Annotated in this window: 18 protein-coding genes and 2 pseudogenes; 13 read left to right on the top strand and 7 right to left on the bottom strand. The window is 54.1% G+C overall.

The genetic code is table 11. The annotated features are described in order from the left end of the window. The first annotated feature begins 3 nt into the window (after positions 1 to 3). The 8 genes from L463_RS06230 to L463_RS06265 all read left to right on the top strand — a co-directional run bounded on the left by L463_RS06230 (position 4) and on the right by L463_RS06265 (position 12791). Complete coding sequence (locus L463_RS06230) at positions 4 to 1437, top strand: serine/threonine protein kinase (RefSeq protein WP_032103582.1); 1434 nt, start codon at positions 4 to 6, stop codon at positions 1435 to 1437. A gap of 25 nt (positions 1438 to 1462) precedes the next feature. Further along, complete coding sequence (locus L463_RS06235) at positions 1463 to 2929, top strand: Tle-like phospholipase domain-containing protein (protein ID WP_017384289.1); 1467 nt, start codon at positions 1463 to 1465, stop codon at positions 2927 to 2929. Between the two features lie 11 nt (positions 2930 to 2940). Then, positions 2941 to 3687: an ankyrin repeat domain-containing protein gene (locus L463_RS06240; RefSeq protein ID WP_032103586.1), complete on the top strand. Its 747-nt coding sequence runs from the start codon at positions 2941 to 2943 to the stop codon at positions 3685 to 3687. Between the two features lie 197 nt (positions 3688 to 3884). Beyond that, a complete protein-coding gene (locus L463_RS06245) occupies positions 3885 to 5807 on the top strand; it encodes a type VI secretion system Vgr family protein (protein WP_017693289.1) in 1923 nt (640 codons plus the stop codon). Positions 5808 to 5882: 75 nt separating this feature from the next. Then, the gene (locus L463_RS06250) at positions 5883 to 6323 is read left to right on the top strand and encodes a DcrB-related protein (protein WP_017384279.1); all 441 of its coding nucleotides are present in this window, start codon (positions 5883 to 5885) and stop codon (positions 6321 to 6323) included. A 3-nt stretch (positions 6324 to 6326) separates the two neighbouring features. Further along, positions 6327 to 10751, top strand: a complete 4425-nt coding sequence (locus tag L463_RS06255) for an RHS repeat-associated core domain-containing protein (protein WP_123277427.1) — start codon at positions 6327 to 6329, stop codon at positions 10749 to 10751. Positions 10752 to 10759: 8 nt separating this feature from the next. Then, on the top strand, positions 10760 to 11323 hold the full coding sequence (locus L463_RS06260; RefSeq protein ID WP_017384278.1) for a hypothetical protein: 564 nt from the start codon (positions 10760 to 10762) through the stop codon (positions 11321 to 11323). A 949-nt stretch (positions 11324 to 12272) separates the two neighbouring features. Continuing rightward, positions 12273 to 12791 (top strand): hypothetical protein, encoded by a 519-nt coding sequence (locus tag L463_RS06265; protein WP_023296769.1) that lies wholly within the window; start codon positions 12273 to 12275, stop codon positions 12789 to 12791. A gap of 650 nt (positions 12792 to 13441) precedes the next feature. On the opposite strand, the pseudogene L463_RS24615 reads toward L463_RS06265, so the two are convergent. Continuing rightward, positions 13442 to 13618: pseudogene (locus tag L463_RS24615) on the bottom strand (hypothetical protein); the annotation flags it as partial. On the opposite strand from L463_RS24615, the pseudogene L463_RS06270 reads away from it, so the two are divergent. The 3 genes and pseudogenes from L463_RS06270 to L463_RS06280 form a co-directional block, all read left to right on the top strand. Further along, positions 13577 to 14803: pseudogene (locus tag L463_RS06270) on the top strand (RHS repeat-associated core domain-containing protein); the annotation flags it as partial. The pseudogenes L463_RS24615 and L463_RS06270 overlap by 42 nt on opposite strands. Before the next feature lie 10 nt (positions 14804 to 14813). Further along, the gene (locus tag L463_RS06275) at positions 14814 to 15296 is read left to right on the top strand and encodes an SMI1/KNR4 family protein (RefSeq protein ID WP_017384273.1); all 483 of its coding nucleotides are present in this window, start codon (positions 14814 to 14816) and stop codon (positions 15294 to 15296) included. Between the two features lie 172 nt (positions 15297 to 15468). Continuing rightward, positions 15469 to 15942: a hypothetical protein gene (locus L463_RS06280; protein ID WP_017384271.1), complete on the top strand. Its 474-nt coding sequence runs from the start codon at positions 15469 to 15471 to the stop codon at positions 15940 to 15942. 57 nt (positions 15943 to 15999) lie between these two features. Here L463_RS06280 and ychF read toward each other — a convergent pair whose 3' ends face one another. Further along, positions 16000 to 17094: a redox-regulated ATPase YchF gene (gene ychF, locus L463_RS06285; protein ID WP_003856650.1), complete on the bottom strand. Its 1095-nt coding sequence runs from the start codon at positions 17092 to 17094 to the stop codon at positions 16000 to 16002. 126 nt (positions 17095 to 17220) lie between these two features. Next, positions 17221 to 17805 (bottom strand): aminoacyl-tRNA hydrolase, encoded by a 585-nt coding sequence (gene pth / locus L463_RS06290; protein WP_006810922.1) that lies wholly within the window; start codon positions 17803 to 17805, stop codon positions 17221 to 17223. A gap of 274 nt (positions 17806 to 18079) precedes the next feature. Between pth and ychH the strand changes: the two genes are divergently transcribed. Together ychH and L463_RS06300 are read left to right on the top strand one after the other, a co-directional pair. Continuing rightward, the gene (gene ychH, locus L463_RS06295) at positions 18080 to 18355 is read left to right on the top strand and encodes a stress-induced protein YchH (RefSeq protein ID WP_003856655.1); all 276 of its coding nucleotides are present in this window, start codon (positions 18080 to 18082) and stop codon (positions 18353 to 18355) included. Positions 18356 to 18474: 119 nt separating this feature from the next. Then, the gene (locus L463_RS06300; protein ID WP_023296767.1) at positions 18475 to 19533 is read left to right on the top strand and encodes a MerR family transcriptional regulator; all 1059 of its coding nucleotides are present in this window, start codon (positions 18475 to 18477) and stop codon (positions 19531 to 19533) included. Here L463_RS06300 and dauA read toward each other — a convergent pair. From dauA to lolB, 4 genes are all read right to left on the bottom strand, one after another. Next, a complete protein-coding gene (gene dauA, locus L463_RS06305; protein ID WP_023296766.1) occupies positions 19519 to 21198 on the bottom strand; it encodes a C4-dicarboxylic acid transporter DauA in 1680 nt (559 codons plus the stop codon). The two genes, L463_RS06300 and dauA, sit on opposite strands and share 15 nt — an antisense overlap. Positions 21199 to 21322: 124 nt before the next feature. Continuing rightward, positions 21323 to 22270 carry a ribose-phosphate diphosphokinase gene (gene prs / locus L463_RS06310; protein WP_003856663.1) on the bottom strand — a complete coding sequence of 316 codons (948 nt, stop codon included), beginning with the start codon at positions 22268 to 22270 and terminating at the stop codon, positions 21323 to 21325. A gap of 125 nt (positions 22271 to 22395) precedes the next feature. Beyond that, positions 22396 to 23265 (bottom strand): 4-(cytidine 5'-diphospho)-2-C-methyl-D-erythritol kinase, encoded by an 870-nt coding sequence (gene ispE, locus L463_RS06315; RefSeq protein ID WP_017693293.1) that lies wholly within the window; start codon positions 23263 to 23265, stop codon positions 22396 to 22398. Continuing rightward, entirely contained in the window at positions 23262 to 23873 is a 612-nt protein-coding gene (gene lolB / locus L463_RS06320) for a lipoprotein insertase outer membrane protein LolB (RefSeq protein WP_003856665.1), read from the bottom strand. Before lolB ends, ispE begins: the two co-directional genes overlap by 4 nt. Between the last annotated feature and the right edge of the window lie 119 nt (positions 23874 to 23992).

Below are 23992 nucleotides of genomic sequence, written 5' to 3'. Positions count from 1 at the left end.
AAGATGACGGATAATGATAACAATCGGACTGTCCCAAACGCGCTCCCGGTCGGGTACCGTTTCAATGAGTTTGAGATAAAAGAGGTGATTGGCGGCGGCGGATTCGGCATCGTCTATCGCGCCTGGGATCACCAGCTCGAACGCACTATCGCTATCAAAGAATTTATGCCTTCCTCCCTCGCCGTGCGCGGCGAGGATATGACGCTGGTGCTGCGCAGCGAGCGCTTTGGCAAAGCGTTTTCTGCCGGCCTGAACAGCTTCATCCAGGAAGCCCGCCTGCTGGCGCGCTTTAACCACCCGAACCTGCTGCACGTGCTGCGTTTCTGGGTGCAAAACGACACGGCCTATATGGGAACGCTGTTTTACAGCGGTACCACGCTGTCGCGTCTGCGCGAAGAGAAACCGGAGCTGATTAACGAGGCGTGGATCCGCCGCATGCTGCCAATGCTCTTCGGCGCCATCAAAACGATCCACGACGAGGGGTATCTGCACCGCGACATCTCGCTGGATAACATTCAGATTCAGGATAACGGCCTGCCGGTGCTGCTCGATTTCGGATCGGCGCGCCGCACCATCGGTAATCTCTCGGATGAGACGGAAACCATGCTGCGTCCGGGCTTCGCGCCTATCGAGCAGTATACCGACGACAATGAAAGCGAGCAGGGGCCGTGGACGGATATCTACGCGCTCGGCGCCGTATTGCGCACCCTCATCGTCGGCTCTCCGCCACCGGTCAGCGTGGTGCGTTCGATTCAGGACACCTGCAAACCGCTGGTGGAGCTGATGCCGCAGGGCTATTCCATCCCGCTGCTACAGGCCATCGACAAGGCGCTGGCGCTGCATATGGAAGACCGTCCGCAATCCATTGAGGAGTTTGCGGCGCTGATCGAGATGCCCGTCGCCGGTATCGACGAGGTGCTGACCGCGAAGAAGACCGGCACGATGCTGGTGCCGGTGGAAGAGGAGACATCTGCTTCCGCGCTGGACTGGCGACGTTACAAGCTTCCGGGGCTGGTGGCCGCGGGCGTGCTGGTTGGGGTGGTTGCCGGTGCGATGCTGTTCGGCGGCGGCAGCCAGGAAACGCCAGAGCAGACGGCGCAAACCCCTGCCGTGAGCCCTCCGGCTGAGACCTCCGCCCAGGCGGAAACCAGACCGGCCACGGCTGACGTGAGCGAGCCGGTAGCGTCACCTGCTACGGCGCAGCAGAGTGCGCCGCCTGTCGACGCCAGCCCGGTCGCGCTGGTCTACATCCGCATGCTTGATGGCGAGACGCTGAAGGTGAACGGCGAGTCTAAAGCGCTGCGTCCGGGCAATAACGGTTACGCATCGCTGAAATTGCCTGTGGGCGAGACCCGCATTGAACTGGAAGGCAATGGAAGAACGCGTACCCAGACGCTGGATATTGCGAAGCCAGGCACCTGGCTGGTGAATCCGTAAGCCTGCGGGTAACAGGACGGAGCGAATGTATAACATCAAGTTTGTCTATCTGTTCCACGAGAACGTCTCGCCAGCGCTGTTTGCGAAAATAATCCGCCCGTCCGTTGCCGGACAGTGGATTATGTCGGTTCCCGACCATTCGCTGCGCTCGCTCTTCACGCGCTACGATCTGCTGCGCACGATCACCGGTGCGAATCCTTATCAGTCCGGGCGCGATACCCGCACGCTGATCGCGCAGGATTTAGAGATGGGCAGAGTGGTTGCCATTGACGAAAGTTTTCGTGACTGGTCATCAGTAACGGAAATTTTTTACATCAATGCCAAAGGGCAACTCCAGGCTGCCTCGCTGGTCGGCCTGGGCTGGTATCCGGTGAGTACGATTGTCGACCGCTACGAAACCATGGTGAGAACGTACGGATCTCGCCCTGCGCCAACGGTACTGCCAAAACAGGTGGTGAAATCTAAAACGGCACAGGTGCCGGATGAACCTACTCCGGGCAAGGACGGAAAAACCTATGCCGGGCAGCTTCAGAAGATGACCAAAGCAGAGCGCTGGCAGGCGCGTAAAGATCTGATTGCGAAGGGGAGCAATAGCCTTTATCCGGATGCCCAGATCGCCGCGAAGCGTCTGGCGGCGAATAATATCGCGGTGGAAAAAGCGAAGCTTGCGGAAAATATTTATAAGACCGTGAACCCGCTGGAAACCACACCGGGCGTGCCGGAGGGGTGGACAGATATCAGTAATGACGATGCGCTGTTAGGAAAGTTCGGGCTGAACAAATCAATGCTCTTTGACGATGATACGTCCCCCAATTTTCTGGCGCGCGTCTATCAACCGAAGCCGGAAGTGTTTGGTACAGATATGAACCCCACGCTGGTATTCAGGGGATCGCGCGAGCCTGGTTTCGCCTCTCTGTCTGAGAATGTCTCCTCTTTACTGACTAAGGGGGAGCTGGCGCCGGTGGTAAACGGGGCTGACTGGTCGAATAACTTCTCTCAGGGCATGGGTATGGCTTCAGATTATTATAAAAAGGCCGTGAGTATTGGTAAGGAGCTGGCAAGGTCAGGCCAGAATATTGATATTGCCGGTCATTCCCTTGGCGGTGGCCTCGCCTCTGCAACCTCTATGGGCAGCGGAAAAGCGGGGTGGACGTTCAACGCCGCCGGCCTGAATGCCGGAACCGTAGAAAAATACGGCGGCAAGATATTAGGCAGTACGGATAATATCCAGGCTTATCGGGTTGAAGGTGAGCTGCTGACGAAGATTCAGGAAGTTAACCCCTGGGAGGATCTGAAAACGATGAAAGGGCATGTCCCTTCGTGGATCCTCAAAGAGGAAATCTCTGCGCTGAGCCCTAATGCTGCCGGAATACCCCACGATCTTCCCGGTGGAACCGGAAGCGCGCTGGACCGCCACGGGATTAATCAGGCGATTGATTGCATAGAGCAACAGAAGGACGAGGATATTTCGATAATCGGGAGTCGATTGTGAAAAAACGGTTGATGGCTTTTGTCGCGTTATGTTTTTTATTCATGATTCAGGGGTGTAAGCAGGATATGGACCTTAATCCACAGGACTACTTCAGCGGTCAGCAGCTTGAACTGGCGAAAGCGATTGAAGAAGGTGATGTCGACGCGGTGAAGACGCTTGCACCAGAAAGCGATCTTAATAAACCGGGAAAGCAGGATATGACCCTGCTTTTTTGGGCCATCGGCAACGCGATTAATGATAAAAAAACATCGCCCCATTTAAAGGTGATTACGTTGCTTGTTAAGGCCGGCGCAGATCCGCTCCAGCCTCGACCGCAGGGAAAAAGCAGCCCTGCCGAATTTGCCCTGAAGGGGGACAGCGCAGACTGGATCAACGCTATGCTGGACGGTGGCCTTTCGCCCAATGTGAAAGATAAGGTCTTCCACGAACCCATCATCTTCCAGTCGCTAAAAGCGAAAAATACAGAGACGCTGGAAGCCATGCTCGATAGCGGAGCTGACGTCAATGCAACCAATTCACTGGGTAAAACGCTGGTGTTTGATGCGCTGGATAACCAGGCTTACGATCATGTCTTGTTACTGCTCGATCGTGGAGCGGACCCGTCAGTTAAGGCTAAAAATGGCTGGTCAATGAGCAATGCGCTTGCGGACGCGCTGAGTGGACTTGATCGAGGCAGTGAGCAATACGAGAAGTTAAACGAAATAAAAGAGAAACTTATTCAGAAAGGGGGCGTGTGGCCACCTGCGCCGGTTAAGTGATTGCTCAACTTTCATGAAAGCCAGAGATAAGGTTTTTTCCGGAGTTTCCATAAGCCTGCACTCTTTGGATTTATAAAAACGAAAGTTCGTACCTCCAGACAAATCAACCCAGCATTGCATCAATCCAAAACCACCTCGTCGAAATTAGCTTTACGTTCATTAACGTTCCCAGCATAAACCATTACGGAATAAAGATTATGCTCAACCGAATTACCGTCCAGCTCCCGGTTGAGGGGCTGCTTTTCTGGAAACTCTCCGGCCGCGAGGCGATGTCCGAGTCGTTCGCGCTCACGCTGACCCTGCTCGGTACGGACGCGCGCATTGACCGCAGCAAGCTGCTGGGCCAGCCGGTCACGGTGACCATCCCCACGCAGAACCTGCTCACCCCCCGCTATATCAACGGCAAGGTGACGCGCGTGGCGGTGAGCGCCGTGGAGCTGACGGGCACCCGCTACGCGGTGTACCAGCTGACGGTGGAGCCGGACCTGTGGCCGATGAAGCGCGACCGTAACCTGCGTATCTTCCAGGGCCAGACGGTACCGCAGATTGTCAAAACCCTGCTGGGTGAGCATCAGGTTAACCTCGAAGACAAACTTACCGGCAGCTACCGGGTGTGGGACTACTGCGTGCAGTATCAGGAATCGAGCCTGGACTTTATCAGCCGCCTGATGGAGCTGGAGGGGATTGCGTACTACTTCAGCCACGAGGCGGACAAGCATACCCTGGTACTGACCGACGCCGCGACCCAGCACCAGCCGTTCAGCGGCTATGAGGTCATTCCTTACCATCAGACGCCGTCCGGCGGCAGTACGGATGAAGAGGGCATCAGCCAGTGGGCGCTGGAGGACAGCGTCACGCCGGGAATTTACAGCCTCGACGACTATGACTTCCGCAAGCCGAACGCGTGGCTGTTCCAGGCGCAGCAGAACCCGGCGTCCCCGAAACCGGGCAGCATCGACGTGTACGACTGGCCGGGCCGCTTTGTGGAGACAGGGCATGCGGAGTTCTACGCCCGAATCCGTCAGGAGCGCTGGCAGGTGGAGCATCAGCAGATTCAGGCGACGGCCACGGCGGCGGGCATTGCGCCGGGCCACATCTTTACCCTGACCAACGCGCCGTTCTTCAGTGACAACGGCGAGTATCTGGTGACGGCGGCGGGTTACCACTTCGAGGAGAACCGCTACGCGAGCGGTGAGGGGGAAACCATTCACCGCACCGATTTCACCGTTATCCCGGCGTCGGTGTCCTACCGTCCGGCGCAGAGCACGGCGTGGCCGCGCACCTACGGCCCGCAGACGGCGAAAGTCGTGGGACCGCAGGGGGAGAGTATCTGGACGGACAAATATGGCCGCGTGAAGGTGAAGTTCCACTGGGACCGTCTGGCGAAGGGCGATGACACCAGCTCCTGCTGGGTGCGCGTGTCGAGCGCCTGGGCGGGCCAGGGCTACGGCGGGGTGCAAATCCCGCGCGTCGGCGATGAGGTGGTGGTGGACTTTATCAACGGCGACCCGGACCGTCCGATTATCACTGGTCGCGTGTATAACGAAGCAAGCATGCCGCCGTGGGCGCTGCCGGCTGCCGCGACGCAGATGGGCTTTATGAGCCGCACGAAAGACGGTTCAGTCGACAATGCCAACGCCCTGCGCTTTGAGGACAAGGCGGGTGCAGAGCAGGTGTGGATCCAGGCCGAGCGTAACATGGACACCAGCGTTAAAAATGATGAAACGCACAGCGTCGGCGGCGCGCGCAGCCATTACGTGAAGAAAAATGAGCTGCATCGCGTGGAGGCTAATCAGATCCAGGCCGTGAAAGGCGGAACCGAGATCCTGACGGGTAAAGGCAAGCTGGATGCGGCGGTAGAGCAGTATGTTATTGCTTCCGGGACGAAGCTGCGGCTGGTCTCGGGCGAGAGTGCTATTGAGCTTAACGCTAACGGCAAAATTAACCTGATCGGCAAAGAGTTCAACTTCTTCGTTGAAGGGGACGGCTATATCACCACGGGCGGCAAGCTGCACCTGAATACGTCGGGCACCCAACCGGGCACAACGGCGCCGGGGTCAGGGCATAAAGGGGATATTGATGCGGCGGTGCAGGAGAAATTTACGCCCCCGGAAGAGTAACCGCTTTCTGTCTGCCGCCGGGTTGTCCGTGGCGGCACGTAAAACCCTTTAGCAATTTTAGACGCGAGTTCACCGATGAAATACACCCTCCAGGAAGGTTCCTTTACCCTTTTTCCTGCCGCCTGGCAGGACAACAGCATGAACATCATTCGCGATGACGAAAGCGGGCTGTCCGTGGTGGTCAGCCGCGGCGTTATCCCGGATGGCAGCGACTACGAACAAGAGTTTCACCGCCAGTGGGACGTGCTGCGTCCTCAGATGGGTGAGATCGCCCAGAGCGAATTTCAGCACGTAAAAGCCGGGTCTGCCGGCAACATTGATGGGGTTGAAGTTGAGACCACCTTTGACCGTAACGGCCAGCGCCTGTGGCAAAAACAGCTGGCCGTGCAGACGCCAGGCAAACCGGTACTGATGATTTTTACCCTCTCGGCCTTAAAAGCCTTTACGGAAGAGGACGAGGCGCGCTGGAGCGCACTGAAGCAGAGTCTGACGCTAAACGACAACCGGAATGTGTAAGGCATGAGCGATAACAACGCGGCCCGTAAGGGCGACGAGATTATTCACTCCAGCATTTTTGCTGATATTACCAGCATTGTGGCGGAAGGCGCTGCCTATGCGGTGATTGGCGCGGCGGTGGGCGCGGCAGCGACCGTTGCGGCCCCACTGCTGGGAGCCGGGGCAGCAGCAGCAGGCGTGGCGGCAATTGGCTCCAGCTGTCTGTTGAGCGGCATTATTGGTGGGGTTCTGGCGAACGTCGCCGGGATCACCGACGATATCAGCAACGCCGCTGAAGGGCTGGGTAACGCGCTTTTCCCGCCGTCGCCCGCGGGCAAAATCACCACCGGTTCGAGCAATGTTCTGACAAATAAACTTCCCGCTGCGCGCGCCGCCGGGACGTTAACGCCTGCCGATACCCCGTCCCCTGAGCCGCAGTCGCCGGGCAGCTTTGCCGACTACGCGGGCATGCTGCTCTCCGCTGCCGGACAGTTCGGCAGCGAGATGTGGCAGCCCAGCGTCGCCTCTGCCGCCGCAGGGACCTCGCCACTGGAAGAAGACAAGGTGGCGTGTGATAAGCACTCCGGGCCGCAGTATCTGGCGGAAGGCTCGAAAAGCGTCTTCATCAACGGACAGCCTGCGGTGCGCGCAAAAGATCGCACCACCTGCGAGGGCACCGTTTCCGACGACGTCTCCCCGAACGTGATCATCGGCGGCGACACGCTCACGGTCCGCAATATCAAAAGCGGTAAAACGCCGGGTCTGGCGTTGGGGATGATTGCGCTCTCCCTGCTGCGCGGGCGTCCGGGCAAGATCCTGAAAAACATGCCCTGCGCGCTGGCTGCTGCCGGTGGCGGGATGCTGGCGGATATGGCCGTCAACGCCGTGTTCGGCTCCTCGCACCCGGTTCATGCCGCTACCGGCGTGAAGGTGCTGAATGACGACGACGAACTCGATTTCTCGCTGCCGGGGCGCTTTCCACTGCGCTGGCAGCGCAGCTACAACAGCCTGACCACCCGCGAAGGGCTGTTTGGTCTGGGCTGGGCTACCACCTTTGACAGCTATCTGACGCTGGAAGAAAACAACGCCACCTGGTTCGATGAAACCGGGCGCGAGCTGAGCTTCGAGCTGCCGCCGGTCGACCGCGCGTTTTACAGCATCAGCGAAGGCATTATCATCCGCCGCAATGAGAGCGGCGACGTGGCGATAGCCGACGATGACGGCGCGGTGTGGCGTCTGTATAAACCGACCCGCGCTAACCCCTCCATCCTGCGCCTGGTCTCCCTCAGCGACGAATACGGCAACGCGCTGCTGACTGAATGGGATGAGCACGGGCGGCTGGTCGGACTGCACGATGAGCCGCGGGCGATCGATGTCACCCTGCGCTATGACGATGAACGTTTCCCGCAGCGCGTTACCTCGGCGAGCCATTTTGACGGCAACCAGACATGGCCGCTGATGCAGTGGGGCTACGATGCGCGCGGCCAGCTGGCCAGCGCAACGGATGCCTCCGGCGTGGTTACCCGTGAATACCGTTATAACGATGATGGCCTGATGGTCTGGCACCGTCTGCCGGGCGGGCTGGAGAGCGAATACCGCTGGCAAAAATTCGACCACTGGCGCGTGGTGGAAAACCGCACCAGCACCGGCGACGGCTGTCGCTTTAGCTACGATTTAGCCGCCGGGCTGACGACCGTCGATCACTACGACGGTCAGACGCGAAAGCATTACTGGAACGCGCAAAACCTGATTGTTCGCTACGTTGACGAGCGCGGTGAGAACTGGCGCTACGAGTGGGATGACAACGAACTCCTCACGCGTCGCATCGATCCGCTGGGTAATGCCGTTACCTTCGTCTATGACGAGATGGGCAACCGGGTGCAGGAGATCGACGCCGACGGCAATACCCGCACCACCACCTGGCTGGAGCACCGTGCGCTTCCGGCGTCCATCATCGAAGCCGACGGTAGCGCCACCCGGTTCCGGTATGACGAACATCACGGGCTGAAACGCGTGGTGGATCCGATGGGGCAGACCTCGCTGCTGCGTCGGGACGAGTTTGGTCAGGTTGTGGAAGAAGTCGATGCCGCCGGGAACAGCCGTTACCAGGAGTACAACGAGGCCGGGCAGATGGTGCGTGCGACGGACTGTTCGGGCCGTGTGACACAATACCGTTATCATCCGCTGGGCTGGCTGGTGGCTGAGATAAGCGCCGACGGCGAAGAGACGCGTTACCGCTACGACGCCGCGGGGCGTCCGGTGCAGCTCGACCGACCAGAAGGCTGGACCGAGTCGCTCAAATGGAACGAACGTGGCCTGCCGGTGAAGCATGCGGGCGCCGACGGGAAAGAGAGCGAGTTCAGATACGACGAGGCAGGGCGCTTAACCGCCACCCGTAATACGCAGGGTGAAGAGGTGCGCCGCCGCTGGGACAGCCGCGGGCGTCTGATTGCCCTGGAAAACGAAAACGGCGAAGCGTATCAGTTCCGCTGGGGCGCAGACTCGCTGCTGCTGGAAGAGGTGGGGCTGGATGGCGTGGCCTCGCAGTATCGCTACGATGCCTGCGGGCGTACGATAGCGCGCACCTTTGCCGCCGGACATCCGGAGGCCATTACCCATTCCTTCGCCTGGAGCGCGAGCGGCCAGCTGGTCGCCCGCACCACGCCGGAGGGGCAGACCCGCTACCACTACACCCCGTCCGGCCTTCTGAGCCGGATTGGGCTGCATCCCGCGCTTTCAGCCGATGCCTGGAGCGCCGAGGCCGAGCAGGAGCTTGTGTTTGAGTATGACGCGCTCGGGCGCGTCACGCGCGAAACGGGCGAACACGGGGAGCTGGCGTGGGAGTATGACGCGCTGGGTAACCGCACCTCCGTCACGCTGCCCGATGGCCGGGAGCTGAAACAGTTCTACTACGGTAGCGGGCATCTGCTCAGCATTGCCCTTGATAAGCTGTCGGTCTCCGACTTTACCCGCGACGAACTCCACCGTGAAACCAGCCGTACGCAGGGGCTGCTGACCACCCGCAGCGAATACGACCGCCTTGGCCGACTGCATCGCCGGGACGTCTTTACCGGCAATGCCCAGCGCCCGTCGCCGCGCCGCTGGTCCCGCCGCTGGGATTACGACTATCGCAATAACCTGGTGCGGGAAGAGCGGGACGATAACCCGTTCAGCTGGTACCGCTGGCAGTACGACAGCGCCGGACGTCTGCTGGTTCAGGACGGCACGCTGCCCGGCCAGGAGCAGTGGCGCTGGGATGCTGCCGGTAACCCGCTCGAAGGCTCTGCTGAGAAGGTCACGCACAACCGTCTGACGCACCTCAACGGCATTCGCTGGCGCTATGACATCCACGGCCGCACCGTGGAGAAGGATAACGGCCAGACCCGCTGGCACTACCGCTACGACGGCGAGCACCGCCTGACGGAGGTCATCAGCCAGCCGCGGGACCGCAACAGGCCGCAGACGCAGGTCAGCTTCCGCTACGATCCGCTCGGGCGACGCATCAGCAAAACGCGACGCCAGATGCTGTTTGGGCAGCCAACCGGTAAGCCAGTCACCACCCGGTTTGTCTGGGAAGGGTTCCGGCTGTTGCAGGAGGTGCACGGGGATGTGCCGCTCACCTACGTCTACAGCGATCAGGACAGCTACGATCCGCTGGCGCGTATTGACGGCGTTGATGCCCCGGAGATCTTCTGGTTCCACTGCCAGCCCAACGGCACGCCGGAGCGGATGACGGATATCGAAGGGCAGGTACGCTGGGAAGGGGTGAGCAGCGCCTGGGGCAAGCTGCTGCGGGAAAGCGAGACGCAGGTATCAGGATATTCCCAGAACCTGCGTATGCAGGGGCAATACCTGGACCGTGAGACAGGGCTGCACTACAATCTGTTCCGGTATTATGACCCGGACTGCGGACGATTTACGCAGCAGGACCCGATAGGGCTGGCGGGAGGGATTAACCTTTACCAGTATGCGCCGAATGCGCTGGGGTGGGTAGATCCGTGGGGGTTGACTCCTGACGATCTCATTCGTTACCGGCCACATGATTCTCTTTCTGCTCAAGGTGGAGCTAGAAGCTCTGCTATTTCTAGGGCATGGGTGCAAGAAAAAGCCTTATTGCAGGATGGTGGGGCTGGCACAAGAAATTGGACAGCGCAAGAGAGGGATTTAATTTTGAAGACTCCCAACAAGAGCCTAACCTCTGTGATGTCCCGGGCAGGCTATACCGGGCATCATATCAATTCGGTAGAAGGCAATGGTACACTTGGTTCCAAATGGCAAGGTGATCCGAGGAACATTGTATTCTTGAAAAATCATAACCATCCCGACAAGTTCAATGAGCATGTCCATGGTGATCAAGGACATAGAGGGAATACTAAGAACTCGACGCGTGGGCGCTTAATCGATAGAGAAAGAACATTAAAATCTAGACAACGATGTAAGCAATTATAGGTGGAAAGATGAACATAAAAAATGCAGTCCAAGATCTTGTGAACAAATTTAAAATGAATGAATTGAATATGGGAGAGATAGACTATACAGACGATGAAAATGAGACTTCTTTTCCCGTGAATTTAAATGGGGAGGTTGATTTTTTTTATCGTCATTTGATTTTAAATGACAGTCCAACATTTGATGGTACTTTTTATTTACAGATTATTGAACCTCAAGATCTCAACGAAATATTATCCGGTTGGCGAGTTCAAAATGATACGGCTTGGCGCGATGAATATATAATCTTTGCTGAAAGAAATGGTGACGTTCTTTTTTGTGACACCCAAAATCTAACATCTCCTGTTTATGGTAGCATTCAAAAACGAAACTTTATAATTTCTGGTTCCTTAGCTGACTTTTTGAATGCTTTTTGTTCTGCTATTGAGATGGAACAAAATAATTATGATGGTGATGCTACAGATGATGAATTTAATTTAAGAGAAGATTTTCTGGAAGATATCGATGTGATGCTTAAAACTAAACTAAAAGATGTTGAGGTTGAAGGGTTTAAGAAATTCTTTTTTGGTTAGTTTTTAAGTTTTTTAATAATAAAGATTTACTGTCTTAGATACCTCCTTGCTTCTAAAAGCATTTATTTCTTATTCCCCTTTTTATAGGTGAGGAGGTTTATTTGCTATTGCTAATGAATAAACACATGAATAATACTTACATCTCTTGTAGAAAAAGGAAACGAATTTCATGATAAAAAAATAAGCCGAGGCTTTAGAGCAATAACAAAATGTCCGGCAGGCTCTTCCTGAGCCGCAGATCGAATGGAAAATTGCCAACTGCAACTCTGCGTACATGTACAGTGCTTGCTTTGCTCTCAAGGAGAACGATGAGGCGAAAAAATGGGGGGAGAGGATACTTAGTACACGTGGATCGGATATAGAGACAGCGCCGTTAATCGACCTCGGCATGGTTTTTTATGAGTTGAATCAATTTGATGAAGCGTACAAATATTTTAATGATTCTTATAACTACGTCAAAGAACGAACGTTTCAAGACAGAGCTGAAAAATACCTTGAGTTCTATTTTCCTAAGAGTGCGCAAGTTCGTTTTTTTCATAAAAAACAAATCAAACTTTAAACAAGAAGTTCATCCCATCGCCATTTTTAACGATTTGATTTTTTGCTTTCTGCACGCAACTTCCCTTTTTCTTTACGTCATGCTCATTCTTTTAAGTGTAAAGTCTTTAGATATTAGACTCTGAGCCTTTAAAAGTCTTTTACCAGCTGTACGCAATAATGAAATTATGACAACTGCGATCGTCTGCTGGTAATCCACCTCGAACGACTTGCTGGAAAGGACACGCACAACCCCCTGACGCATGCTTAATCCGTTAAATCAAGGGGGATTGGCTCCTAAGCACGTTGATCCAACAACGCCAGGTAGATCGTATGTATTACCATCAGTATGGGCAGAATGGCTTGAAGAAGTAGCGATTCCAGGCTCCGGTAATGTAAAATAGGTTACTATATGAATATTAATAAAGATGATGATCTCCTTGTGATAGTAAAGAAAGAAGGAATATATTATTGGTTCGTGGCGTTCAAAGAAATGTGGATTTTAGATAGAATTAAATGGATAGAGGGTTTTGTGAAAAGTGGGGTGGAAATAAATCTACAGGATGTCCATAAGGAAAGATATGACATACCCGTAGTAAATGAAGAAAACGCGCAGATATTTATTGATGGGTTAATTAAAGATGGCTATTCATTCGATAAGGATGACATAGCTGATGAGTTTTTTAGTAGGCTTTCGCAAAAAACAACTTGGTGGGATATATATGATCTTATGCCGGATTTGCTTATAGATTTTGATAATAAAAGACTATATTCTGAGTATGTTGAAAGTATGCATTATCAAAAATATGTTCCTGATGGTTGGCAAGGTGAGCTTGTTGATTTCTGCGGTAATGGAACGTTACCTCAAGATGAAATGTTCTGGATAAAGAATGGAACAAATCATAGAAACGTTATCATTGCTGAAGGGTAAAAAAAATTTTCAGCATACCATTTTAGATTATGCAATTGTCTTACAACACGCGAGTTAGTTTTTGTGTTAACCGATAAAAAGCCATTATTAACCGTTGTAACCCTATTTGATGCTTAGGGCAAAAGCTTCTTTGCCTGCACTGCCACGAGGCACATTTTTCTATTACTTAAAAATCATCTGAACGAAGAAGGGGTTGTTGTCTTTAGCTATGTGGAAAACCAAAATGGCTGGCATGATTGGTTTTATTTAAATGGTATGAAGCGTAACGCGTTGTCTCGATCAGGCCCTGCTTATTATGATAAAATGCGATTCAAAACTTTTAACGATTCCCGCTCGCAAAAAAAAGGATTTAGAAGATATATTATTGTCGACCGGCAGACCTCTCCTAAGAAACGGTGGTGTCAGCCTCGCTAAGTATTAGAGTCTGGCCTTACTTGTTGAGTGATTAATCGAGGTGCCTTTTCAGACGTTAAAGCTTGCGACTACACAAATCATTTCTTTGGAGGTGAGCAAGAAGTCAGATCTCTAAGATATTTTTTTGACTCCCTAATAAAAAATGTACGTGAAAGCGTGGATTTTTCCCGTTCATAAAAATTAAACGTAAACAAGAAGTTCATCACATCGCCATCTTCAACAATGTAGTCTTTTCCTTATGCACGCATCTTGCCTCCTTCTTTCGCGCCTGGCTCTTCCTGACCCAGCTCTTCCATAAACTCTTCACGGTCGGCATCGTCCAGTTCAGTATTATCGGATTCAACCGTGGCGCAAACTACTAACACTAACGAACCCGCAGCGAATATGACCGTCTTGGCCGCCTGCATCGCCGGGATATAGTTACCGGTAATTTTCAGTGCTCTTGGTTGCACCGCTGGGATACTACCGGTAACCCGCTCGAAGGATCTGCTGAGAAGGTTACGCACAACCGGCTGACGCAGCTGAACGGCATTCGCTGGCGCTATGACGTCCACGGACGCACCGTGGAGAAAGATAACGGACAGACCCGCTGGCACTACCGCTACGACGGTGAGCACCGCCTGACGGAGGTGATCAGCCAGCCGCGGGACCGCAACAGGCCGCAGACGCAGGTCAGCTTCCGCTACGATCCGCTCGGGCGACGCATCAGCAAAACGCGCCGCCAGATGCTGGGCGGCCAGCCAACCGGCAAGCCGGTCACCACGCGGTTTGTCTGGGAAGGGTTCCGGCTGTTGCAGGAGGTGCACGGGGACGTGCCGCTGACCTACGTCTACAGCGATCAGAACAGCTACGACCCGCTGGCGCGCATTGACGGCGTTGATGCTCCGGAGATTTTCTGGTTCCACTGCCAGCCCAACGGCACGCCGGAGCGGATGACGGATAGCGAAGGGCAGGTGCGCTGGGAAGGGGTGAGCAGCGCCTGGGGCAAGCTGCTGCGGGAAAGCGAGACGCAGGTATCAGGATATTCTCAGAACCTGCGGATGCAGGGGCAATACCAGGACCGTGAGACAGGGCTGCACTACAATCTGTTCCGGTATTACGACCCGGACTGCGGGCGGTTTACGCAGCAGGACCCGATAGGGCTGGCGGGGGGGATAAACCTTTACCAGTATGCGCCGAATGCGCTGGGTTGGGTGGATCCGTGGGGGTTGGCATTAAAGGGAGTCGACTTTACAGGAAGCCCAGATCTTTTCCCAATCAATGGAACAAAACAGAATATTGTATCTATTACAATGCAAGGAACTCGAGATAGAGATTTCACCGAGGCTTTCAAGGCAGCCGGTATTTCTAAAAGCGATGCAACTGGATATACATGGCATCATGTCGATGATTTTGACCCAGCCACAGGAAGGACAACAATGCAATTAGTAAAAACTTCTGCGCATGAAGCTACTTTCCCACATAAAGGCTCAGTCTCACAATTCGAGAAATATTTTGGTGTAAAATATGGTTCCCAAGAAGCCATTGCTGTTTCTCATTCTAAAGGCTGGTTGAAGGGGCGTGTCCCGAAAAAATTGCGTGCAAACTGTCATCAGTGAGGTATAACCTATGAACCATTTCAGTAACTGTGAAAAAAAGATTGGACGTGCAGATATTACTAAAACGGAAGAGAAATTATCTATTACTCTTCCGGATGATTTCGTTTCACATTATCTGCAATTTAATGGTGGCACTCCTGAGAAAAGTTGGTGGGACGGTGATGAAGATTTTGAGCCAGTAGAGGTGGCAGGGTTTAAACCGTTTGTTTATAATAGTCAGACAAATAATGACCCTAGATCTTTAATCGACGGTTGTTATATCAGCATGTTGGATAGGGAAGTGATTCCTAAAAACCTGCTTCCTTTCGCAAATGATTGGGGAGGGAATTTCTTCTGTCTAGATTTAGACAATTACTCAATAGTATATTTTGCTACAGATTCTTTTGATGAGGATTTGACTATGCAAGAGAATCACATAAAACTTCAAAGATATCTGACAAATTCATTTGCCAATTTTGTTAATGGATTAGTAGCAGAAGAAGATCTTTCTTAAAGAATATTTAAAAATTTAATCGATTTATTTACTTCGATTGCTGTTGTTTTGATATTCATATTTTTAATAAAGCTCTGTGACACAAACCATAGGGTTTTATTATAAAACAGCATGACAGGCTTGGTGGTATGAAAGCAGCTAGAATCCCATGTAGAATAAATCAGGTTAAAAAATGAAGATATCCCAGTTAGCAATACATAGGTTAAATAATATTAATTGGTTTGTTAATCTTGGTGTAGCAACGACACTCCCTGGTGTTATCCAGGCTCAGTCCCTTAGCTTATTTATAAAAGGCTTGAATAGCGATGAATGGGAAAGTGCCACCTTGGAGGCTGGTTATGAAATAACGGGCTATCTCGCAAAAAAACACACTAACAAATATCAATATTGGAACTCTTTGGTCAAAGAAGCTAAGAAAGTTGTGGAGAATGATATTATCCCAAAAATAATCTTCCCAGAGTCTGAGAAAGGATCAATGACTGAGAACTTAAAATGGGACCTTGTGAATTACTTGCTTGAAGATGCGTATAGTTCTTTACTACATGAGCCATTCGCTTTTGAAGGCTTAATTAATGTTTATGAAGCTGGGCATATGCCCTGTGGATGGTCAGGTACTTGGCCAGCGGGCAAACTAGTTATCTATTGATAGGACACGCGAAAAAAAATCCACGCCAAAGCGTGGATTTTTTTCATTCAAAACAAATCAAACGTTAAACAAAAAGTTCATCACGTCGCCATCTTTAACGATGTAATCTTTCCCTTCCGCACGCATCTTGCCTGCTTCTTTCGCGCCTTGCTCACCCTTGTAGGTTATGAAGTCTTCAAACGCGATAGTCTGCGCACGAATGAAGCCTTTCTCGAAGTCGGTGTGGATCTTACCGGCCGCCTGAGGCGCGGTCGCACCGACAGGGATGGTCCACGCACGCACTTCTTTTACACCAGCGGTGAAGTAGGTTTGCAGGTTCAGCAGCTCATAGCCCGCGCGGATCACGCGGTTCAGGCCCGGCTCTTCCAGACCCAGCTCGGCCATGAACTCTTCGCGGTCGGCGTCGTCCAGCTCTGCAATATCAGATTCAACGGCAGCGCAAACCGCTACCACTACAGAGCCTTCAGCCGCAGCGATTTCACGCACTTTGTCCAGATACGGGTTGTTCTCGAAACCGTCTTCGTTAACGTTGGCGATGTACATGGTAGGCTTCAGGGTCAGGAAGCTCAGGTATTTGATCGCCGCTTTGTCTTCGTCAGTCAGGTTTTTCAGCGCGCGCAGCATGCCCGCGTTTTCCAGCTGTGGCAGACATTTTTCCAGCGCAGCCAGTTCCGCTTTCGCGTCTTTGTCGCCGCCTTTGGCTTTCTTCTGCACGCGGTGAATGGCGCGCTCGCAGGTGTCGAGGTCAGAGAGGGCCAGCTCGGTGTTGATGACGTCGATGTCGTCAGCTGGATCCACTTTGTTGTTAACGTGGATAATGTTGTCGTTCTCGAAGCAGCGCACAACGTGGCCGATCGCTTCGGTTTCACGGATGTTGGTCAGGAACTGGTTGCCCAGGCCTTCACCTTTGGATGCGCCTTTTACTAGGCCCGCGATGTCCACGAACTCCATGGTGGTTGGCAGAATGCGCTGCGGCTTCACGATTTCCGCGAGCTGGTCCAGACGCGGATCGGGCATAGGAACAACACCGGTGTTCGGCTCGATGGTACAGAACGGGAAGTTCGCCGCTTCAATACCTGCTTTGGTGAGCGCGTTGAACAGGGTGGATTTGCCCACGTTTGGCAGACCGACGATACCGCATTTGAATCCCATTTCTAAATCACCTTAATATCTTGATAATCAATCCGTTAACGATAACCGATTGAAGAAAAGTAAATAACTACGCCTATTATACACGTAACCCGCGCGACGCGCGGTAAAAAAGCCCCAGGGCGCCGATTATTGCGCTTTGAAAGCGTGCAGTCGATTGGTGGCTTTCGTCAGGCCATCCTGAAGCCAAATCTCGGTGCAGCGGGCCGCTTCGTCCACCGCTTCGTCAATCAACTTCTGCTCAGAAACCGGGGGTTTACCCAGTACGAAACCAACAACTTTGTTTTTATCGCCCGGATGGCCGATTCCCACGCGCAAACGGTGGAAATTAGGGTTATTACCCAGTTTGCTGATGATGTCTTTCAGACCATTATGGCCGCCATGACCGCCGCCCAGTTTGAACTTCGCCACGCCTGGCGGCAGGTCCAGTTCGTCGTGGGCCACCAGGATCTCATCCGGATTGATGCGATAAAACGTTGCCATGGCCGCCACGGCTTTGCCGCTCAGGTTCATAAAGGTGGTTGGCACCAGCAACCGCACGTCAGCACCCGCAAGATTGATGCGTGAGGTATACCCGTAAAACTTGGGTTCTTCACGCAGGGGAGCGCGCAAACGCTCCGCCAGCAGATCAACATACCAGGCGCCGGCGTTATGGCGGGTAGCGGCATACTCTGCGCCCGGATTGGCGAGGCCGACAATCAGTTTAATCGTCACGATTTACTTCCTAATGGGTTCCAGATCTGGCGCGTAGTTTACTGTCTGGCGCGCCGCTTGACAAAGTTCTGCCTGCTGTACACCGAAATGCGAATAATTTCCTCTTTGAACAATTAGAATTTCAAGCTGTTCAATGTCTTATTTGTAAATTTTTGTCCGGGAGTTATCAGTAAATGTGATCATTCACGCAACTCATATAAGAGGCGTTGTCTATACTTTACACACAAGGAGAAGGGGCTTTTCCCCTGACAACCCAAAGTTCCGGAGGTGACATATGAAACGCAAAAACGCTTCAATGCTCGGTAACGTGCTAATGGGGTTGGGACTGTTCGTGATGGTCGCCGGTGTCGGTTATTCAATCTTAAACCAATTACCGCAGCTTGACCTCCCACAATACTTTGCGCATGGCGCGGTGCTGAGTATCTTCCTTGGTGCGGTATTGTGGCTCGCCGGGGCGCGCGTGAGCGGACATGAGGAAGTCTGCGATAAATACTGGTGGGTGCGCCATTACGATAAACGATGCCGCCGCGACCAGCGCAAGCATAGCTAGTGCCCCATAAAGAACACCGAAACGACTTCATCTGAAGTCGTTTTTTTTGCATGACGCATTGACCCTCACGTAACGTAAGGCTTCAGAGTAACGACACTGGCAGAACAAAAGGAGCCGTTATGTTGATACAGGTGGGTGAACTGGCGAAACGTGCCGGGATCACCGTGCGGACTTTGCATCACTACGAGCAAACAGGGCTGTTGTTACCTTCTGCCAGAAGCGCGGCAGGCTACCGGCTTTATAACCTGGCGGATGTGCAGCGTCTGCATATGATCCAGGCGCTGGCAAAAGCCGGACTGGAGCTTGCCGAAATCAGGGATTTTCTGGAACAGCGTTCGCTGTCATTAGCCGAATTACTCGACGGGCAAATCACTCTGCTGGACAAGCAACTGCGTAGCATCCATACGCTGCGCAACCGGCTGGTGGAATTGCGTACCGGGCTGACCGACGATGCGACGCCGGATCTGGAATCCTGGCTACAGACTCTGGAGTTAATGAATATGTACGATCGCTGGTTTAGCAAAGAAGAGTTGCAGCAACTACCGTTTGCGGTAGAGAAAGAGGCGCTGGCGGATATCTGGTCGGGTCTGGTGACGGAGGTTAAACACTTGCTGGAACAGAACGTCAGCGTCACGGACGCGCGGGCGACCGATTTGGCTTCACGGTGGATGGAACGCCTGGAGCAGGATACCGCAGGCAAACCGGAATTTTTGACCCGTCTGAACGAGATGCACAGCGTGGAGCCGCAGATGCAGGAGCAAACCGGCATTACGCCGGAGATAACTGATTACATCACGCGGGCGTTTGCCGAATCAAAGCTCAGCATCTGGGAGAAATATCTCACTGCCGAAGAGATGGCCTTTACCCGGGCGCACTACTTTGACCGGATGATGGAGTGGCCGCCGCTGGTGGCGAAGCTGCATCAGGCGCAGCAGGATAATCTCAGTCCCGCTTCTGACGATGCGCAAAAGCTGGCAGAAAAGTGGCTGGTTTTATTCCAGTCCTATGCAGGAACAAACCCGCAGACCCAGCAAAAATTTCGCCTCGCCATGCAGCAGGAGCCGCATCTGATGAAAGGCACGTGGATGACGCCTGCCGTGCTTGAATGGCTCCAGCAGGCGATCGGGGTGATGATGCAAAGACGAGTCTCTGCATCAGATGACTCACAGATCCGCTAACGCAGCTTCACGGTTAGGGTAGAAGGACAATCGGCCAGGGATCGGCTGCACGCCCGCGCGCGCCATGGTGCGCAGGGGCTGGAATTCAAGGTTACTTATCCGCAGCTCGCAGCCTTCCGGCAGGCGGGCAACAAAGCGCTGGAAGGCATCCAGACCGCCGGCATCCAGCACCGGGACGGCATCCCACTTCAGCACCACAATCCGTTTGCCCGCGATGCGGGATTCCAAATCGCTGAACAAACCTTCCGCTGCGGCGAAGAACAGCGGACCAATCACGCGCAGCACCAGCACATCGTCAGGCACCTCAACGTTAACCGGGGAGAGACGCGTCATCTGCGCGATGCGGCGCATAAACAGCAGCGAGGCCAGCACAATGCCGACGCTGATGGCGATAACCATATCGAACAGTACGGTCAACGACATGCAGATCAGCATCACGATAATGTCGTCTTTCGGCGCACGGCGCAGCAGGTTAACCACCTTATGCGCCTCACTCATGTTCCAGGCCACCATCAGCAGCAGCGCAGCCATGGCCGAGAGCGGAAGCCATGAAAGCAGCGGGGCAAGGATCAGCAGCGCCATGATCACCAGCAGGGAGTGAATGACCGCCGAAACCGGTGATGTCGCGCCCGCACGTACGTTCGCGGCGGAACGGGCAATCGCAGCCGTAGCGGTAATACCGCCGAAGAACGGTGCAACGATGTTCCCTAAGCCCTGGCCGACCAGCTCGCTGTTGGCTTTGTGCTTAGTGCCGGTCATGCCGTCGAGCACGACGGCGCAGAGCAGGGATTCAATCGCGCCCAGCATTGCCATGGAGAACGCGGCAGGCAGCAGAGCGCGAAGGGAATCCCAGCTTAGGGTGAAGCTTGAGCCCGGCATGTCCCACGGCAGAACCAGCTGCGGCAGCAACTGCGGAATGCCGCTGCCCTGTGAGCCGTCCGCCAGAACATAGTGGAACTGGGAGCCAATGGTGGCGACCTGTCCACCGAGCAGGTTGACAACGCCCATCACCGCGCAGCCCAGCAGCAGAGCGGGCAGATGCCCCGGGAGACGAATGCCTAAGCGAGGCCAGACGATAAGTGTGCCGAGGGTAACGATGCCAATGGCTGCATCGCCCAGGTTGGCCGTCGGCAACGCCATAAACAGCGCGCCCACTTTCTGTAAATAGTGCTCCGGAACATGGGCCATTTGCAGGCCGAGGAAATCCTTAATCTGCATGGTCCCGATGGTAATCCCAATCCCCGAGGTGAACCCCAGCGTTACGGAAAGGGGAATATATTCAATCAGGCGACCAAAGCGGGCCAGACCAAACAGAATTAAAAAGATGCCGGACATCAGGGTGGCAACCAGCAGGCCTGCCAGACCAAACTGTTGGGAAACCGGGTAGAGGATCACCACAAAGGCGGCAGTCGGGCCGGAGACGCTGAAGCGGGACCCGCCCGTCAGCGCAATCACAATCCCCGCAACGGCCGAGGTGTACAGCCCGTACTGCGGCGCGACGCCGCTACCAATCGCCAGCGCCATCGCCAGCGGGATGGCAATAATCCCGACGGTGATCCCGGCTATCAGGTCACGAACAAAGCGTGACGATGTGTATTTCTCTTTCCAGCAGGCGTCGATGAGGGCGCGAAAGGGCAGAACATGTGAGGAGGTTACGTTTTTCACAATTATCTATCATCCGTGTGCGCATCATCTGTCATGTGAATGGCAGGTGAAGGAGGCATAAGTCATACAAATAAATACTATAAACAAAAAAACCCGCCGTAGCGGGTTTTTTGGCCGTGTTCGATCAGTGTTCGAACATTGCAGAGATCGATTCTTCGTTGCTGATACGACGAATCGCTTCGGCCAGCATCCCGGACAGAGTCAACGTACGCACGTTTGGCAGCGCTTTGATCTCGTCGCTCAGTGGAATGGTATCGCAGACCACAACTTCGTCAATGACGGAGTTACGGAGGTTATTTACCGCATTGCCGGAGAAGATCGGGTGAGTGGCGTAAGCGAATACGCGTTTCGCACCACGCTCTTTCAGCGCTTCAGCGGCTTTACACAGCGTACCGCCGGTATCGATCATGTCGTCCACCAACACGCAGTCGCGGCCAGCCACGTCACCGATGATGTGCATCACCTGAGAAACGTTAGCGCGCGGACGGCGTTTGTCGATGATCGCCATGTCGGTATCGTTCAGCAGCTTCGCGATAGCACGCGCACGTACCACGCCGCCGATGTCCGGAGAAACCACAATCGGGTTGTCCAGATTCAGTTGCAGCATGTCTTCCAGCAGGATTGGGCTGCCGAATACGTTATCAACCGGCACGTCGAAGAAGCCCTGGATCTGCTCTGCGTGCAGGTCAACCGTCAGTACGCGGTCAACGCCGACGCTGGACAGGAAGTCAGCGACAACTTTAGCGGTGATTGGCACACGCGCGGAACGGACGCGACGGTCCTGACGTGCATAGCCAAAGTAAGGAATAACAGCAGTGATACGGCCAGCAGAAGCACGACGCAGCGCGTCGACCATAACAACCAATTCCATCAGGTTGTCATTCGTTGGAGCACAGGTGGACTGGATGATGAAAATATCACCACCGCGTACATTTTCGTTAATTTGTACGCTGACTTCGCCGTCGCTAAAGCGACCTACAGCGGCGTCGCCGAGGGAAGTGTACAGGCGGTTGGCAATACGTTGTGCTAGTTCCGGGGTGGCGTTACCAGCAAAAAGCTTCATATCAGGCACGAGAAGAACCTCAGGCATGCGTCCAGTGGTGGATAGCGTTCGCCGCAAACTGCGGGGCCTAAGCAAACGCTATCCAGGCGGTGTATTAAAGAGCGCGATGCAACGTCTGGAACAGGGTGACGTTGTCACCGAAACTCAGTCTGCGCCAGAATGGCCTGCTGTAGGGGGGAGGTGTTCATCCCGCGTGCTACAAAACCATGCAGCCAAACCGGCGCTTGCTCAAGCACCTGACGGGCGGCGGTTTCGGTGTCAAATTCAGCAAAGACACAGGCCCCTGTACCGGTCAGGCGCGACGGCGCGTATTCTAACAGCCAGGAAAGCACCGCATCAACCTCGCGAAAACGTTTTCTTGCGATATCCTCGCAATCGTTGCTGAATTCACAATTTAATAACGTTTTTATTGACCGTGCCGGGGTATTTCTTTTCAGGTCAGGATCTTTAAAGATGACCGGGGTAGGAATGCTCACGCCGGGGTGAACGATCAGATACCATTTTTCCGGCGGATCGACCGGCGTGAGGATTTCACCGACACCTTCAGCGAACGCCGCGTGGCCGCGCACAAACACCGGTACATCGGCGCCCAGCGTCAACCCTAACGCTGCCAGTTCGTCCGTCGTCAGACCGCAGCCCCAGAGGTGGTTAAGCGCCACCAGTACAGTCGCGGCGTTTGATGAGCCGCCGCCAAGACCGCCGCCCATCGGCAGGCGTTTGTCGATACGGATATCCGCACCGCTTCCCGCCGGCAGACGACCCGACGTCGACGCCGTTTTCATTAGCAGGCGGGCAGCGCGCACGATCAGGTTATCGTCATGCGCCACGCCGTCGACCGGCGTCAGCAGGCAAATCTGCCCATCCTGACGCGGTTCGATGGAGATGGTGTCGCCGTAATCGACAAACTGAAACAGGGTTTGCAGGGTGTGATAGCCGTCAGCGCGCTGCCCGGTAATGTAGAGAAACAGGTTCAGTTTTGCGGGAGAGGGCCAGTGGGTCATCATTTAACGATCCAGTTGTCCATTTTCAGCTTGATACGCTGGCTACCCTGCGTCAGCTCCATATTGGACGGCAGCGACGGTTGCGTCTTGCTGTCATACGCGCTGTACACCACTTTCCAGGTTTTACCGCCCTGGGTGTAGTTCACCTGGCTCAGACGGTATTGATCGTCGAGCGTATAGTCGGTCGCATCACCCGGCAGGCCAAGGATCCACTGGCGCAGACTATTGAGCGGAATCGGCATTCCGGTCAGCTTGCCAATCATCTCTTCGGCGTCGGTTGCCGTGTAGTGCTGGCCTTTGTTATCGGTGATCTGCGCTTCGCCAGGCTTCGCGTTAAGCTCCAGCTCGGTGCTGCCCAGCGGGTTCAGCAGCAGCAGGCGATAGTTGTCCTGACCCGTTTGCTGCCAGAAGAAGCGAGCGTAAACTTTTTGTTCGTCAGAGAGATAAGCAAATGCACCGCGGGTCTGGTACTGGCTTAATTTCAGCACGTCCTGCTGGTGCTGACGCCACTGCGGTGAGTCAGGGCTTTTGCCCGGGCCTTTCGGCTGATGAACGGAACAGGCGGTCAGAACCAGGGCCGCCAGAGGCAGCAGGCGAATCATTCGGGTCATAATGATGACAAATCCTTGAGATACGTTGCAGTTATAACTGTTAATGCTAGCGTTGAAGGGTGCCACCGTCTACGTTCAAATTATCTCAAAGCGTGGCGTAAGCTATTACTCCGAAAGGG

This window comes from Enterobacter sp. BIDMC 27, from assembly GCF_000534415.1.
GTDB classification, from domain to species: Bacteria; Pseudomonadota; Gammaproteobacteria; order Enterobacterales; family Enterobacteriaceae; genus Enterobacter; species Enterobacter hormaechei_C.
This window is presented reverse-complemented; position numbering and strand designations above follow the sequence as displayed.

Coding starts and splice junctions, on each gene's coding strand:
- L463_RS06230 (WP_032103582.1), top strand. CDS start 4: ATGACGGATAATGATAACAATCGGACTGTCCCAAACGCGCTCCCGGTC.
- L463_RS06235 (WP_017384289.1), top strand. CDS start 1,463: ATGTATAACATCAAGTTTGTCTATCTGTTCCACGAGAACGTCTCGCCA.
- L463_RS06240 (WP_032103586.1), top strand. CDS start 2,941: ATGGCTTTTGTCGCGTTATGTTTTTTATTCATGATTCAGGGGTGTAAG.
- L463_RS06245 (WP_017693289.1), top strand. CDS start 3,885: ATGCTCAACCGAATTACCGTCCAGCTCCCGGTTGAGGGGCTGCTTTTC.
- L463_RS06250 (WP_017384279.1), top strand. CDS start 5,883: ATGAAATACACCCTCCAGGAAGGTTCCTTTACCCTTTTTCCTGCCGCC.
- L463_RS06255 (WP_123277427.1), top strand. CDS start 6,327: ATGAGCGATAACAACGCGGCCCGTAAGGGCGACGAGATTATTCACTCC.
- L463_RS06260 (WP_017384278.1), top strand. CDS start 10,760: ATGAACATAAAAAATGCAGTCCAAGATCTTGTGAACAAATTTAAAATG.
- L463_RS06265 (WP_023296769.1), top strand. CDS start 12,273: ATGAATATTAATAAAGATGATGATCTCCTTGTGATAGTAAAGAAAGAA.
- L463_RS06275 (WP_017384273.1), top strand. CDS start 14,814: ATGAACCATTTCAGTAACTGTGAAAAAAAGATTGGACGTGCAGATATT.
- L463_RS06280 (WP_017384271.1), top strand. CDS start 15,469: ATGAAGATATCCCAGTTAGCAATACATAGGTTAAATAATATTAATTGG.
- ychF (WP_003856650.1), bottom strand. CDS start 17,094: ATGGGATTCAAATGCGGTATCGTCGGTCTGCCAAACGTGGGCAAATCC.
- ychH (WP_003856655.1), top strand. CDS start 18,080: ATGAAACGCAAAAACGCTTCAATGCTCGGTAACGTGCTAATGGGGTTG.
- L463_RS06300 (WP_023296767.1), top strand. CDS start 18,475: ATGTTGATACAGGTGGGTGAACTGGCGAAACGTGCCGGGATCACCGTG.
- ispE (WP_017693293.1), bottom strand. CDS start 23,265: ATGATGACCCACTGGCCCTCTCCCGCAAAACTGAACCTGTTTCTCTAC.
- lolB (WP_003856665.1), bottom strand. CDS start 23,873: ATGACCCGAATGATTCGCCTGCTGCCTCTGGCGGCCCTGGTTCTGACC.